This is a genomic window from Cupriavidus sp. 05L411, from assembly GCF_056398045.1.
Genome location: NZ_JBFTOQ010000001.1, coordinates 207,270 through 220,140 on the forward strand (window position 1 = coordinate 207,270; position 12,871 = coordinate 220,140).

General features: G+C 67.4%; 14 protein-coding genes. 9 read left to right on the forward strand and 5 right to left on the reverse strand.

The features are described 5' to 3' along the window. Position 1 precedes the first annotated feature (1 nt). The 6 genes from AC1DQR_RS00965 to AC1DQR_RS00990 all read left to right on the forward strand — a co-directional run bounded on the left by AC1DQR_RS00965 (position 2) and on the right by AC1DQR_RS00990 (position 5,523). Positions 2 to 1,156 (forward strand): carbon-phosphorus lyase complex subunit, encoded by a 1,155-nt coding sequence (locus AC1DQR_RS00965; protein WP_416052378.1) that lies wholly within the window; start codon positions 2 to 4, stop codon positions 1,154 to 1,156. Further along, positions 1,153 to 2,064 carry an alpha-D-ribose 1-methylphosphonate 5-phosphate C-P-lyase PhnJ gene (locus AC1DQR_RS00970; RefSeq protein ID WP_477132350.1) on the forward strand — a complete coding sequence of 304 codons (912 nt, stop codon included), beginning with the start codon at positions 1,153 to 1,155 and terminating at the stop codon, positions 2,062 to 2,064. The genes AC1DQR_RS00965 and AC1DQR_RS00970 overlap by 4 nt, the downstream gene beginning before the upstream one ends. Beyond that, positions 2,061 to 2,849 carry a phosphonate C-P lyase system protein PhnK gene (gene phnK / locus AC1DQR_RS00975; RefSeq protein WP_416052380.1) on the forward strand — a complete coding sequence of 263 codons (789 nt, stop codon included), beginning with the start codon at positions 2,061 to 2,063 and terminating at the stop codon, positions 2,847 to 2,849. The genes AC1DQR_RS00970 and phnK overlap by 4 nt, the downstream gene beginning before the upstream one ends. A gap of 2 nt (positions 2,850 to 2,851) precedes the next feature. Beyond that, positions 2,852 to 3,625, forward strand: a complete 774-nt coding sequence (gene phnL, locus AC1DQR_RS00980) for a phosphonate C-P lyase system protein PhnL (RefSeq protein ID WP_477132351.1) — start codon at positions 2,852 to 2,854, stop codon at positions 3,623 to 3,625. A gap of 72 nt (positions 3,626 to 3,697) precedes the next feature. Beyond that, positions 3,698 to 4,939 (forward strand): alpha-D-ribose 1-methylphosphonate 5-triphosphate diphosphatase, encoded by a 1,242-nt coding sequence (locus AC1DQR_RS00985; protein ID WP_416052381.1) that lies wholly within the window; start codon positions 3,698 to 3,700, stop codon positions 4,937 to 4,939. Positions 4,940 to 4,941: 2 nt separating this feature from the next. Next, positions 4,942 to 5,523, forward strand: coding sequence for an MOSC domain-containing protein (locus tag AC1DQR_RS00990; protein ID WP_477132352.1), 582 nt, complete (start codon positions 4,942 to 4,944; stop codon positions 5,521 to 5,523). Positions 5,524 to 5,565: 42 nt separating this feature from the next. Here the strand turns inward: AC1DQR_RS00990 and AC1DQR_RS00995 are convergent, their stop codons facing one another. Beyond that, complete coding sequence (locus AC1DQR_RS00995; RefSeq protein WP_174423701.1) at positions 5,566 to 5,838, reverse strand: hypothetical protein; 273 nt, start codon at positions 5,836 to 5,838, stop codon at positions 5,566 to 5,568. A gap of 376 nt (positions 5,839 to 6,214) precedes the next feature. Here AC1DQR_RS00995 and AC1DQR_RS01000 point away from each other — a divergent pair, with 376 nt between their 5' ends. Beyond that, complete coding sequence (locus AC1DQR_RS01000; protein WP_416052383.1) at positions 6,215 to 7,354, forward strand: AGE family epimerase/isomerase; 1,140 nt, start codon at positions 6,215 to 6,217, stop codon at positions 7,352 to 7,354. Between the two features lie 12 nt (positions 7,355 to 7,366). Here AC1DQR_RS01000 and AC1DQR_RS01005 read toward each other — a convergent pair whose 3' ends face one another. After that, the gene (locus tag AC1DQR_RS01005; RefSeq protein ID WP_416052384.1) at positions 7,367 to 8,086 is read right to left on the reverse strand and encodes a Crp/Fnr family transcriptional regulator; all 720 of its coding nucleotides are present in this window, start codon (positions 8,084 to 8,086) and stop codon (positions 7,367 to 7,369) included. A 354-nt stretch (positions 8,087 to 8,440) separates the two neighbouring features. Here AC1DQR_RS01005 and AC1DQR_RS01010 point away from each other — a divergent pair, with 354 nt between their 5' ends. Continuing rightward, positions 8,441 to 8,974: a copper resistance protein CopQ gene (locus AC1DQR_RS01010; RefSeq protein WP_477132353.1), complete on the forward strand. Its 534-nt coding sequence runs from the start codon at positions 8,441 to 8,443 to the stop codon at positions 8,972 to 8,974. A 30-nt stretch (positions 8,975 to 9,004) separates the two neighbouring features. Here the strand turns inward: AC1DQR_RS01010 and AC1DQR_RS01015 are convergent, their stop codons facing one another. Further along, positions 9,005 to 9,865 carry a LysR family transcriptional regulator gene (locus tag AC1DQR_RS01015; protein WP_043354809.1) on the reverse strand — a complete coding sequence of 287 codons (861 nt, stop codon included), beginning with the start codon at positions 9,863 to 9,865 and terminating at the stop codon, positions 9,005 to 9,007. 135 nt (positions 9,866 to 10,000) lie between these two features. Here AC1DQR_RS01015 and mdtD point away from each other — a divergent pair, with 135 nt between their 5' ends. Next, entirely contained in the window at positions 10,001 to 11,449 is a 1,449-nt protein-coding gene (gene mdtD, locus AC1DQR_RS01020) for a multidrug transporter subunit MdtD (RefSeq protein ID WP_477132443.1), read from the forward strand. Positions 11,450 to 11,496: 47 nt separating this feature from the next. Here mdtD and AC1DQR_RS01025 read toward each other — a convergent pair whose 3' ends face one another. Both AC1DQR_RS01025 and AC1DQR_RS01030 read right to left on the reverse strand, forming a co-directional pair. Continuing rightward, a complete protein-coding gene (locus AC1DQR_RS01025; protein ID WP_416052386.1) occupies positions 11,497 to 11,907 on the reverse strand; it encodes a hypothetical protein in 411 nt (136 codons plus the stop codon). A 72-nt stretch (positions 11,908 to 11,979) separates the two neighbouring features. Further along, the gene (locus tag AC1DQR_RS01030) at positions 11,980 to 12,666 is read right to left on the reverse strand and encodes an alpha/beta hydrolase (protein ID WP_416052387.1); all 687 of its coding nucleotides are present in this window, start codon (positions 12,664 to 12,666) and stop codon (positions 11,980 to 11,982) included. Positions 12,667 to 12,871: the final 205 nt, after the last annotated feature.

Below are 12,871 nucleotides of genomic sequence, written 5' to 3' on the forward strand. Positions count from 1 at the left end.
CATGTACGTTGCCGTCAAAGGGGGCGAGCGCGCCATCCTCAATTCGTACCGCATGCTGGACGATTACCGCCGCGGCGACCGCAGCGTGCCGGAGCTGACACTGGCGCAGGTGCGCGAGCAAATGCCGCTGGCCGTGTCGCGCGTGATGGCCGAGGGCTCGCTGTATGACCCGCACCTGGCCGCGCTGGCGATCAAGCAGGCCGCGGGCGACCTGATCGAAGCCGTGTTCCTGCTGCGCGCCTATCGCACCACGCTGCCGCGCTTTGGCTATTCGGTGGCGCTCGATACCGGCGCCATGCGCCTGCAACGCCGGATCTCGTCCACCTTCAAGGATGTGCCGGGCGGGCAGGTGCTGGGGCCAACCTACGATTACACCCAGCGCCTGCTCGACTTCACGCTGGAGGCCGAGCGCGACAATGCGCCGCTGCCGGCTGCGGCAACCACGCTGGATGCGCGCATGCCACGTGTGACGGATCTGCTGCGCCAGGAATCGCTGATCGAGCCGGAGACCGTGCCCGAGCACGATCCCGCGCCGCCCGACCTCACGCGCGAGCCGCTGGCGCTGCCCGCGGCGCGTCCGGCGCGCTTGCAGAACCTGGCCCGCGCCGATGAAGGCTTCCTGCTGTCGATGGGCTACTCCACCCAGCGGGGCTACGGCAACTCGCACCCGTTCGCTGCCGAGATCCGCTACGGCGAGGTGGAAGTGGAATTGTTCGTGGAAGAGCTGGGCTTTGCCGTGACCATCGGCGAGATCGAGGTCACCGAATGCCAGATGGTGAGCCAGTTCGCTGGCAACGCGCAGGAAGGGCCGAGCTTTACGCGCGGCTACGGCCTGGTGTTCGGCTATGGCGAGCGCAAGGCCATGTCGATGGCGCTGGCCGACCGCGCCATGCGCGCCGCCGAACTGGGCGAAGCCGCCGACGCGCCCGCCAACGACGTGGAGTTCATGCTCTACCACAGCGACAACGTGGAGGCCTCCGGCTTCGTGCAGCATTTGAAGTTGCCGCACTACGTGGATTTCCAGACCAATCTCGAACTGCTGCGCCGCCTGCGCGCCGAGCGCGGGCAGGGCGTGCCGTCCCCGGCGCCCACGCCGCCCGGGCAAGACGATGCCGTCATCTCCCAAGTGCTGGCGCAGGAGGCCATCGCATCATGACCGACACCAATGCCAACACCGTCGTGCGCGACGAACACTACAACTTCGGCTACCTGGACGAATCCACCAAGCGCATGCTGCGCCGCGCGCTGCTCAAGGCGGTGGCGATCCCCGGCTACCAGGTGCCCTTCGGCAGCCGGGAGATGCCGCTGCCCTACGGCTGGGGCACCGGCGGCATCCAGGTCACGGCCTCCATCATCGGCGCAGACGATGTGCTCAAGGTGATCGACCAGGGCTCGGACGACACCACCAACGCCATCAATATCCGCCGTTTCTTTGGCCGCGTGACAGGCGTGCAGACCACCGAGCGCACCGCACAAGCCACGATCGTGCAGACCCGCCACCGGATTCCGGAAACGCCGCTGGCCAAGGGCCAGATCATGGTGTTCCAGGTGCCCATCCCGGAGCCGCTGCGCTGGCTGGAACCGAGCGAGACCGAAACCCGCACCATGCACGCGCTGGCCGAGTACGGCGCGATGCATGTCAAGCTGTACGAGGACATCGCCCGCCATGGGCGCATTGCCACCACCTACGACTACCCGGTGATGGTCAACCAGCGCTACATGATGCGGCCGTCGCCGATCCCCAAGTTCGACAACCCCAAGCTGGACTACAGCCCGGCGCTGATGCTGTTCGGCGCGGGGCGTGAGAAGCGGGTCTATGCGGTGCCGCCCTTTACCAGCGTGAAGAGCCTGGACTTCGACGACCATCCGTTCGCGGTGGAGACGTGGGATGGCTGCTGCGAGCTATGCGGCTCCACCGACAGCTATCTCGATGAAATCATCACCGACGACGCGGGCGGGCGCATGTTCGTCTGTTCCGATACCGAGTACTGCGTCACCCGCCAGGAGCAGGGTGAGACCGGGCCCGGCGGCACGGCCGCCAACGCACGCAAGGAGGCCGCATGAGCCGCTCCGATCCGCACCAGCCGCTGTTGTCCGTGCGCGGCCTGACCCGCACCTGGGACGGCGTGCACGGCTGCCACGATGTCAGTTTCGATCTGTTCCCCGGCGAAGTGCTGTGCGTGGTGGGCGAATCCGGCTCGGGCAAGAGCACCTTGCTGCAGGCGGTGTCCTGGCAGGCCGCGCCGGAATCCGGCAGCGTTTGCTACGACACCCGCGAGCAAGGGCTGGTTGACCTCGCCACGCTGTCCGACGCCCGGCTGCGCCTGCTGGCGCGCACCGACTGGGGCTTCGTGCGCCAGAACGCGCGCGATGGCCTGCGCATGCGGGTGAGTGCTGGCGCCAATATCGCCGAGCGCCTGATGGCGGTGGGCGGGCGCCATTATGGCGAGCTGCGCGAAGTGGCTGGCACGTGGATGGAAAAGATGGAGCTCGACCTGGGCCGCCTGGACGATGCGCCGACCAGCTTCTCCGGCGGCATGCAGCAGCGCTTGCAGATCGCCCGCAACCTGGTGACGCATCCGCGCCTGGTGTTCATGGACGAGCCCACCGCCTCGCTCGACGTCTCCGTGCAGGCCCGCCTGCTCGACCTGCTGCGCCGGCTGGTGGCGGACCTTGGGCTGGCTGCCATCATCGTCACCCACGACCTCGCCGTGGCGCGCCTGCTGGCGCACCGCACGCTGGTGATGCAGGGCGGGCGCGTGGTGGAAAGCGGCCTGACCGACCAGATCCTCGACGACCCGCACCATCCGTACACCCAGTTGCTGGTGTCTTCCATTCTGCAGGGCTGATCATGACGCAAGACGCCTACCACCATCCAAGCACGGCCGCCGACGCCCAGCGCATCCAGGTGCGCGGCCTCGGCAAGACCTTCATCCTGCACAACCAGGGCGGCACGCGCCTGCCCGTGCTGCAGGCCATCGATTTCGACGCTGCCGCCGGCGAATGCCTGGTGCTGGCCGGCAGTTCCGGCGCGGGCAAGAGCACGCTGCTGCGCTGCCTGTACGGCAACTACCTGGCCACCGAAGGCAGCATCCGCATCCGTGACAACGACGCGTGGGTGGAGCTGACCCGCGCGCCGGAGCAACGCATCCTGCAATTGCGGCGCGAGGTGATCGGCTATGTCAGCCAGTTCCTTCATGTGATCCCACGCGTGAGCACGCTCGATGTGGTGGCCGAGCCGCTGCAGCAGCGCGGCGCCAGTGCCGACGAAGCGCGCGAGCGTGCCGCGGTGCTGCTGGCGCGGCTGCAGGTGCCGGGCCGGCTGTGGAGCCTGCCGCCCGCGACGTTCTCGGGCGGCGAGCAGCAGCGCGTGAACATTGCGCGCGGGCTGATCGGCGGCCATCCGGTGCTGTTGCTCGACGAGCCGACCGCCTCGCTCGACGCGGATAACCGCGCGGTGGTGGTGGCGCTGATCCGCGAAGCGCTGGCCGAGGGCCGGTGCCTGGTCGGCATCTTCCACGACGAAGCCGTGCGCGAGGCGGTGGCCACCAGGCTGCTGCCATTGCACCCGCCGACTGTCATGGAGGCTGCGCCGGCGGGCAAGCTTGCGGCTGTCGCGGGCTGAGCCATTCATCCTTCTCGTATTCACTCGTTCCCAATCGTTCCCAATCGTTCCCAATCGTTCCCGGAACCGACCATGCTTCCTGCTTACCTGACTCATGCACGGATCGTCCTGCCCGACGGCGTGCTAGCCGACAGCGCCTTGCTGATCGACAACGGCCACATCGCGGCCATCGAGCCCGATGCCGCCGCCGTGCCGCGTGCCGCCCAGGTGATCGACCTGCGTGGCCAGACACTGCTGCCCGGCCTGGTCGACCTGCATTGCGACGCCATCGAGAAAGAAGCCGAGCCGCGCTCGCGGGTGATGTTCCCGCTGGATTTTGCCGTGGCGCAGATCGATCGCCGCAACGCCGCCGCGGGCATCACCACGCCTTACCACGCGGTCTCGTTCGCCGGTAACTCGTTCGGCGTGCGCAACTTCGACACGGCCGGCGAGCTCGTGCGCGCCGTCGCCGCCTTTCGCGGCCACAGCCTGGTGGATAACCGCATCCATTGCCGTTATGAAGTCACCGACGCCAGCGCGTTGCCGGTGCTGGAGCAACTGGTGGAGTCCGGCCTGGTGGACCTGGTCTCGGTGATGGACCATTCGCCCGGGCAGGGCCAGTTCAAGACACTGGAGGCCTACCTGGCCTACATGATGGGCAACCACGCCATGAGCCGCGAAGAGGCCCATGCCGCCGCCGCCAAGAAACTGGTGGAGAAGGACGGCGCACTGGATCGGGTTGAACGCCTGCTGGCACTGGCCGCGCGCACAGGGGTGCCGGCCGCGAGCCATGATGACGACTCGGCACAGCGTATCGCCACCATGCATGCGCTGGGCGTGCGCATGAGCGAGTTCCCGATCAACCTAGAGACGGCGCAGGCCGCCAAGGCAAAGGGGCTGCCGACCATCCTTGGCGCGCCCAACGTGCTGCGTGGCCAAAGCCAGAGTGGCTCCATGCGTGCCATCGACGCCATCAACGCCGGGGTGGCGGACTGCCTGTGCTCGGACTACCAGCCGTCCACGCTGATTGCCGCTGCCTTCGCCGCGGAACGCCTCGCTGGCCTGAGCCTGCCGCAGGCTGCCGCGCTGGTCAGCGCCAACCCGGCCGCCGCTTGCGGCTTGTCCGATCGCGGGCGCATCGGGGCCGGGCTGCGTGCCGACCTGGTGGCGGTCGCCATGGTGGCCGGCCAGCCGCTGGTGACGCATACGTGGTCATCGGGCCGGCTGGTATTTGCCGCGCGCTATCCGGCGGGCGCCGTGGTGCCTGACAGCGCGGGCGTGGTCCAGATGCCGGCGCCCGGCGCACCAGGCGAACCAAACCGCGCGGCGGCATGATCATGGCGGCTGATATTGGCAACGTGTGGGCCGAATCGCCGCAGGCGGGCGGCGTGGCCGCGGTAAGCCTGAGCGCCACGCACACCTTCAGCAAGACGGTTACGCCGGTCATCCGCCTGCTGGCCGGGCTGGGCGTGGAGGGTGACGCGCATCTGGGGGAAACCGTCAAGCACCGTTCGCGCGTGGCGGTGGACCCCAGCCAGCCGAACCTACGGCAGGTTCACCTGCTATCGGTGGAACTGCAGGCGATGCTGCAGGCCGCCGGCCATGCAGTGGCGCCCGGCGCGCTCGGCGAGAACATCACCACGCAGGGCATCGACCTGCTGGCGCTGCCAACCGGCGCGCGGCTGCACCTGGGCGAGACCGCGCTGATCGAGATCACCGGGCTGCGCAATCCCTGCGCGCAGATCGAGCGCTTCCAGCCGGGCCTGCTTGCGCGGGTGTTGGGTCGTGACGATGAAGGCAAGCTGGTGCGCAAGGCCGGCATCATGGGCATTGTCCTGGCCGGCGGACTGGTGCGCGCGCACGACGCGATCCGCGTGACGCTGCCGCCCGAGCCTCACCGGAAGCTGGATCGGGTTTGAGCAGGACGCGAGGATGAGGGTAGGGGTGAGGGCGGATCAGCCCTAGCGATGCGACGCGCGGACGGTTCCGTGGTGGGAGCCGTGCCAGTCGCCCGGTATGTCGGGGAAGATCTCGCACTCGCCGCGCACGATCAGCTCCACCGTCGCGCAGACGCCCTTGACGCCACGCGGGCCTACGCAGACCAGGCTATGCGGATGTTCCGAATGATTGGGAATGGCGTACACGCGCATCCCTTCCTGATACAGGGGATGGGCGGGCAGCCTGGCGTTGAGCAGTTCGACAAAACGCAAGGGGCTTACAACCGGCTTTTCCATCTTGCTCTCCCATGGAGCATGGGCGCGACCTCCGGCGGGCTCCGGATGGGCCGAAAGTGCTTAGTGAACGGATTGGACGGGAGGCGGGGGGAGCCTTCCGTCCACGTCACCTGCACAAACCAGGAATGTGGCCAGGACGCCGCGGCAGGCGCGGAATGCGGCGCAAAAGCCGCTTGCCGCGGCGATCGATTCAAGGGGCCACGCCGTAAGGTTAGGCGATTTATTGGCGGGATCAAGCTTGCCGTCGGCGTAAAAGAGCTAGTGGGATGAAGGCGGCACTCAGTGGCCGCCACCGCCGCTCGGGAAGCCGGGCTGGCGGGCTGAGGTATATTCCACGGGTGGCAGATACGCGCCTCCTACCGATTTCCTTTTCCGCATGAACGTTACGCCACCCCTTGCCACCGCTGGTGCTGATCCCAAGGCCGCTTCCTTCGCCGCATTGCGCGCGCACTACGATGGCGTGGTCCTGCCGCTCTGGACCGGGCCGGGCTGGAACGCCACGATGCAGCTGCCCTATGAGGCGCTGTCCGGCACCGACCAGCAGCCATTGCCGGTGACGCGTTACCGCGCCATGGCCTGCGCGCGCCAGCTCTATGTATTTTCGCAGTGCGATGGCGCCGATGGGGCCGCCCATGCCGCGCGCCTGTTCGCATCGCTCGGGGGCCGCTTTGCCGATGGCGGGCAGGGTGGCTTCATCTACAGCATCGATGCGCAGGGACAGCCTCTGGATACCACCAAGGACCTGTACACCCACGCCTTCGTCGTCTTTGCCTGCGCGGCGTACTTCAAGCGTTCAGGCAGCACGCAGGCGCGTGCTTTGCTGGACGGCACCACACGGCTGATCGAGGCGCGTTTCGCCACCGCGGATGGCCTGTACCATGCCGCGCTAGCGCGAGACTTTCGCCCGCTAGGCGGGCCGCCCCAGCAAAACCCGATCATGCACCTGACCGAGGCCTACCTGGCGGCGTTCGAGGCCACCGGGGAGCGCTTTTACACGGACCGGCTGGCGGGCATTGCCACCGCCGTGCTGGCCACCTTTGTCGATCCGGCGACGGGTTGCATTGCCGAGTTGCCGATGTGCACCGATCGCGCTGGCAACCGGGTCGAGCCCGGCCATCAGTTCGAGTGGTTCTCGCTGCTTGCCAGCGCGCCCGCGTTGTTCGAGGGCTCCGGGCTCGCGCAAGCGCTGGCACGCGCCTTCGGCTTTGCCATGCAGCATGGCGTTGACACCAGCACCATGGGCGTAGCCGCGGCGCTGCATCTGGATGGCTCGCCCAGAGACCCGATCCAGCGCATCTGGGCGCAGACCGAATTCGCGCGGGCGCTGGCGGTGCGCGGCGACAGCGTGGCGCTGGCGCACCTGCAGGCCTGGCTGAAAGCCTACCCGGCGCGATTCCTGCACGCGGGCGGCTGGCATGAGTGCCTCTCGCCTGCCGGCAAGGTGGAGCGCGCGGAGATGCCTTCGACCACCCCATATCACCTTGCCACGGCTTACCAGGCGCTGCCGCGGGATTGACGCCCTGGCCGGTCAGCCGGCCGCGCGGCTGAGCAAGCGGTCGAACTCGCTGCGCACGATACGGTAAGACTCGCCGGAAAAGCCTTCCAGCCCGGCTCGGTCGATCACGGTGATATGGCCGCGGCTGTGGCGGATCATTTGCAGCTCCGCCAGCTTGCCCACCGCCTCGGTCACGCCCTCGCGGCGCACGCCGAGCATGTCGGCAATGGTCTGCTGGGTCACGTCGAGCTCATTGCAGGGCGAGCGGTCCAGCGCCAGCAGCAGCCAGCGGCACAACTGCGTGGTCAGGGAGTGGTGGCGGATGCAGACGGCCGTCTGCGACACCTGCGTGAGCAGCGCCTGCATATACAGCAGGGTCATGCGCTGCAGTGTGGGCAGCTCGGAGTAGATCGCGCGCAGCTCGCTCGCGGCAACGCGAAACCCGGCGCCGCTCCTGCGCACTTCGATCCGGTTGGGCATGGTCTCGGCGCCGGTCAGCGCGGGCAGCCCCACCAGTCCCTCGCGGCCCACGGAGGCCAGTTCCACGGTGGCGCCGCTTTCCTGCAGCGACATCATCGAGATCACCGCCGTGCTCGGAAAATAAAGATGCCGGATGCGCTGGCCGGAGTCGCTCAGCAGTTGCCCCGTGCGCAGGTTGACGCTGTCCAGGCGTGGCAGGAGCAAGCGGCGCTCGTGTGGTGGCAAGGCGCCCAGCAAGTGATTGCCGGACAAATCCAGTTCGGTGTTGGTCATCCCGTTGTCTCCCCAAGTCGAAAGGTCGCGGCTGCTGCGCCAGCCGTTTGGTTTTTTCTCTGTTCGGTATGCCACGCAGCCGGGGCTTGACCCGTTAACGTATTAAGCTTCATGCGTGCGCTTGCCGACAGTGGCCGGAGGTTGGAGATCGCCTCGGTATTGGGGGGATATGCTTTTGGCTGGATTCAACCCTGGGTTCATACTTTTGACGTAGGCGGGTTTAAGTGGGCTTAGGTGGCCCGGGCGCCGCACGGGGAGGTGGCGGACGGATCGGCGCAAACAATCTGAAAAAAACCTGTAAGTTCCTGTGGGTGGCGGCGACGAATGGGCACATTCACCCAGTTGGAGATTGCCATGTACCCGAACCTCACCAAGTCGTTCACCAAGTCGCTCACCAAGTCTCTGTTCGCCGCGGCCATCGCCGGCGCCGTGCTTGCCCTGGGCAGCGCCCAAGCTGCCAGCCCCTCTGCCCATGGCACCGCCAGCGTGCGCGACGTCTACAGCGACGGGGCGCGCACTGCGCCCGTGAACGCCTTCACCGATGGCGCACGAGGTGGGCGGTTCGATGCGTTCACCGATGGCGCCCACGCCCGCATGATGGATCCCTTTACCGATGGCGCGCGCATTGCTGGCCTGGACCGCACTGGTCCCTCCGCAGATCCTGCGCGCAGCATCGACCCGTTCGTCGATGGCGCGCGCAAGCTCGATACGTTCACCGATGGCGCCCGCATCGCCGGCCTGGATCGCGCTGGCGTATCCGCAGATCCGGCGCGCAATATCGACCCGTTCGTCGATGGCGCGCAGAAAGTGGCTGGCATGGATACCCGCGGCGTTTCGGCGTCGCCGGCCCGCAGCTTCAACGTGTACCAGGATGGCGCGGATGCGTGAGCCGCGCGCGGCCCAATGCGCCGGGGCCGGCTACTCGTCCAGCCAGGACCCGCGCAGATCGCTCTTTTGCAGCAGTTGCAGCAACGTTTCGGCGGGCCGGCTCAGGCGGCCCGCGCGCAGCGAGATGAATTCCACCTCCGGCAGCGCCGGCAGGCTGTCGCCGTTGACCAGCGGCGACAGCCCGCGCCCGGACAGGTATTGCGCGCGCACGGTAATGCCCAGCCCGCCGCGCGCGGCGGCGATGCAGCCTGAGTGACTGCTGCTGGTGCAGACGATCTGCCAGCGCATCCCGGCCTTGGCCAGCGTATCGAGCACGATGGCGCGCGTAACACTGGGCTCGGGCACCAGGATCAGCGGCAGCGGCTGGCGCAGGTCCGCCACCGTGCCGGGCCGGGCTAGCCACTCCAGCTTGCCCCTGAACAACGGAGACCCGCGCCGGTCGCCTTCGCGGCGCTTGCCGATCATCAGGTCCAGCGCGCCGGCATCCATCAGCTCGTAGAGCTTGCCGGTCATGCCGATGGTGATTTCCAGTTCCACATCTGGATGCGAGTTGCGAAATGCCGCCAGCACATTGGGCAGGGGGCCCAGCGCGAGGTCATCGGAAGTACCCAGGCGCACGCGGCCCTGCAGGCGCGGCGCATTGAACTGGGACTCCGCGCGCGCAATGGCATCCAGGATCAGCCGCGCGTGCGCCAGCAGCGCCTCGCCGTCGGCGGTCATGGTCAGGGTGTGGGTATCGCGCACAAAGAGCCGGCGCCCGACGTGCTGTTCCAGGCGCCGGACGTGGTCGCTGACGCTGGATTGGGAGAGGCCGAGCTGGCGCCCCGCGTCGGTAAAGCTGTGCGCGGCGGCTACGGTGGCGAAGGTCTTGATCCAGACAGGATTGAGCATGCCGCATTGTCATCGGATTTTCCGATGACAGTCAATATACCTAGCAGGGTTCCCGATTGGCATGGCCGGTATTAACATCGGCTGCATTCCTGGCACTGGATTTGCCCCGACCGCTTCTTGCACGGTCCATTCCAGATGCCGCGCCGGTCATTGTCCCTGATTGCCGGCACTTGCCTCGAGACGTACCAGATGACCCGCCAAACCTCGCAAAAGGCCATGTTGTGGATCGTCGCAGCGGGCTTTTTCATGCAAACGCTCGACACCACCATCGTCAACACCGCGTTGCCCGCGATGGCGCGCAGCCTCAACGAAACCCCCCTCGACATGAAGCCCGTGGTGGTGGCCTACACGCTGACCATGGCCATGCTCACGCCGGCCTCGGGCTGGCTGGCCGACCGCTTCGGCACCCGTCGCGTGTACTTCGCCGCGATCCTGATCTTTGTGCTGGGCTCGCTGTTCTGCGCGGGTGCGCAGAGCCTGGACCAGCTCGTGATTGCCCGTGTGATCCAGGGCGTGGGCGGCTCCATGCTGCTGCCGATCGGCCGGCTGGCGGTGCTGCGCAGCGTCTCCGGCGAGCATTACATCGCGGCGCTGGCCTTTGTCTCGGTGGCGGGGCAGGTCGGGCCGATCTTTGGCCCGGTGCTGGGCGGCTGGATCGTGCAGTCGGTGGCCTGGCACTGGATCTTCCTGATCAATGTGCCCGTAGGCGCCATCGGGATGCTGGCGGTCTTGCGCTACCTGCCCGACCACACCGTTGGCCGCGCGCCACCGTTCGACTTTGTTGGCTGCGGCTTGTTGTCGCTTTGCATGGTGGCGTTCTCGCTGGCGCTGGACACTCCGCACGAGGCAAGCCATGCGGCATGGAGCGGCAGCCTGTTCGCGCTGAGCCTGCTGTCCGCGCTGCTTTACATCCCGCATGCGCGGCGCCGTCAGAACCCGCTGTTCCGGCTGGCGCTGTTCCGCGAGCCCAATTTCACCGTGGGCCTGGCCGGCAACCTGGTGTGCCGCATCGGCTCGGGCGCGGTGCCGTTCCTGATGCCCTTGCTGCTGCAGTTGCAGATGGGGTATTCCCCGCTGCATTCGGGGCTGATGCTGCTGCCGGCCGCACTGGCCGGCGTGGTTGCCAAGCGCTGGATCGTGCCGCTGGTCAAGCGCTTTGGCTATGACAGTTTCCTGCTGGTCAACACGGTATTGGTAGGTGGCTCGATCGCTTCGTTCGCCGCGATTGCGCCGGGCTGGCCCGTGGGCCTTGCCATTGCGCAGCTCGCCCTGTTCGGGGCCACCAACTCCATGCAGTTCGCCGCCATGAACAGCGTGACGCTCAAGGGCTTGAGCGTGGAGGACGCAGGCAGCGGCAACAGCCTGTTCTCGATGGTGCAGATGCTGGCAATCGGCCTCGGTGTCACCATCGGCGGCGGGCTGGTCAGCATGTTCACAGCCCAGCTGGGCGTGGCCGGCACAGCTTACCGGCTGGCGTTCTTTGCCGTGGGCATGATCACGCTGCTATCGGCGCTGGTGTTCCGCCGGCTCGATGCCGAGCCATTCGACAAGAGCCGAGGTCCGGCCAGGGTCGCCAGCCGCTGATGCGCCATGGCGGGACGCGACGCGTCGCGCGCCGGCTTGCCCCGTCATCACTCAGTCACGCCGTTCTCATGCAGCAGCCGCTCGCACTCGTCGAGCAGGTCATGCGCAAAGGCCGACTGGTAATTGGGGTCCAGCGCTTCCATCATTTCGTGGGCGGTGTACAGCCCGGCCTCGCGCGAGAGCGTGCCGGCGAGCTGGCGCGCGAACTGATCGCTCAGTTGCGACAGCAAGCGCCGCTCGGCCAGCGCCAGTTGCAGCTTGGAGCGCGACAGCCACAGGCTCGCCAGGGTGGCGCCCTGGGCATCGGTCATCCATTGGCGGTGTTCGTAGAATGCCGACAAGCGCTCGGCGGCGAGCGCAAACAGCAAGGCCTTGCGGGTATTGAAGTCGAGCTTGAGCGCGGGCGCTGGCGTGGGTGCGGAAGCAGAAGCAGAAGCGTCGGGAGGAGAGGTTTTCATGTTGACTTGCAAATCGTGCGGTGGGGCGCGAGCCTACCACGCTATCCGATGTCGGGGCGACGTCCGTGCGGGTCAGGATTTCCCGGCCGCCGCGAAGCGCGCATTCAGCCAGGCGCCGATCGCCTTGATCTCTTCCATGCAGACCGAGTGCGACATGCGGTAGGTGTGCCATTCCACCTTGCAGCCCAGTTTTTCCACGGTCTCGCGCGCCAGCAGGCCGAGCTGCACGGCCACCACATCGTCCTCGGTGCCGTGTCCGGCAAAGATCGGCGTGGCGCGGTTGGCTTCGCTGAACTCGGCGGCAAGCATTGCCGGCGCGGGGATATAGGTGGAAAGGGCAATGATGCCGCCCAGCGCTTCGGGATGCGTCAGGGCTGTGGTATAGGCCACGGCCCCGCCTTGCGAGAACCCCGCCAGCACCACGCGGTGGCTGGGCACACCGCGCTGGTTCTCCCGCGCGATCAGGGCGCGGATGGCGTCGCGGGAGACCCGGATGCCGGCCTCGTCCGCATGGCGGCGGGCGTCATCGAGCGACTGGATATCGTACCAGGCCGGCATGACGTAGCCGCCGTTGCAGGTAACCGGGATGGCCGGCGCATTGGGAAACACGAAACGCACGCCGGGCGCGGACGCCAGGCCCAGCTCCGGCACCACGGGCACGAAATCGCTGCCGTCGGCGCCGAGCCCGTGCATCCAGATGACCGACCACGTGGGTGACGGCGTGGTTTCGATTTCAATGGCTGGCAGCAGTGCGCTCATTTCGATGTTCCTTGTTCCCGGATCCTGATCGGGCCCCCTTGCCGGCACGGCGAGCGCGCTGGGCGCCACTGCCCGGTGCGGGGCAATGTGTCTGTGCGGATGGCATGGGGGTGGCCGCGTGAGGCGGCAAGTATCGCACAGCGCCGGCGCGGTGCCGGCGGCTGGGCAATCGGGAACGCTTCAGCAAGCGCCGCGTGTCATGCGA

Excerpts from the sequence above, each read along its gene's own strand:
- AC1DQR_RS00965 (WP_416052378.1), top strand. The coding sequence starts at position 2 with ATGTACGTTGCCGTCAAAGGGGGCGAGCGCGCCATCCTCAATTCGTAC.
- AC1DQR_RS00970 (WP_477132350.1), top strand. The coding sequence starts at position 1,153 with ATGACCGACACCAATGCCAACACCGTCGTGCGCGACGAACACTACAAC.
- phnK (WP_416052380.1), top strand. The coding sequence starts at position 2,061 with ATGAGCCGCTCCGATCCGCACCAGCCGCTGTTGTCCGTGCGCGGCCTG.
- phnL (WP_477132351.1), top strand. The coding sequence starts at position 2,852 with ATGACGCAAGACGCCTACCACCATCCAAGCACGGCCGCCGACGCCCAG.
- AC1DQR_RS00985 (WP_416052381.1), top strand. The coding sequence starts at position 3,698 with ATGCTTCCTGCTTACCTGACTCATGCACGGATCGTCCTGCCCGACGGC.
- AC1DQR_RS00990 (WP_477132352.1), top strand. The coding sequence starts at position 4,942 with ATGGCGGCTGATATTGGCAACGTGTGGGCCGAATCGCCGCAGGCGGGC.
- AC1DQR_RS00995 (WP_174423701.1), bottom strand. The coding sequence starts at position 5,838 with ATGGAAAAGCCGGTTGTAAGCCCCTTGCGTTTTGTCGAACTGCTCAAC.
- AC1DQR_RS01000 (WP_416052383.1), top strand. The coding sequence starts at position 6,215 with ATGAACGTTACGCCACCCCTTGCCACCGCTGGTGCTGATCCCAAGGCC.
- AC1DQR_RS01005 (WP_416052384.1), bottom strand. The coding sequence starts at position 8,086 with ATGACCAACACCGAACTGGATTTGTCCGGCAATCACTTGCTGGGCGCC.
- AC1DQR_RS01010 (WP_477132353.1), top strand. The coding sequence starts at position 8,441 with ATGTACCCGAACCTCACCAAGTCGTTCACCAAGTCGCTCACCAAGTCT.
- AC1DQR_RS01015 (WP_043354809.1), bottom strand. The coding sequence starts at position 9,865 with ATGCTCAATCCTGTCTGGATCAAGACCTTCGCCACCGTAGCCGCCGCG.
- mdtD (WP_477132443.1), top strand. The coding sequence starts at position 10,001 with ATGCCGCGCCGGTCATTGTCCCTGATTGCCGGCACTTGCCTCGAGACG.
- AC1DQR_RS01025 (WP_416052386.1), bottom strand. The coding sequence starts at position 11,907 with ATGAAAACCTCTCCTCCCGACGCTTCTGCTTCTGCTTCCGCACCCACG.
- AC1DQR_RS01030 (WP_416052387.1), bottom strand. The coding sequence starts at position 12,666 with ATGAGCGCACTGCTGCCAGCCATTGAAATCGAAACCACGCCGTCACCC.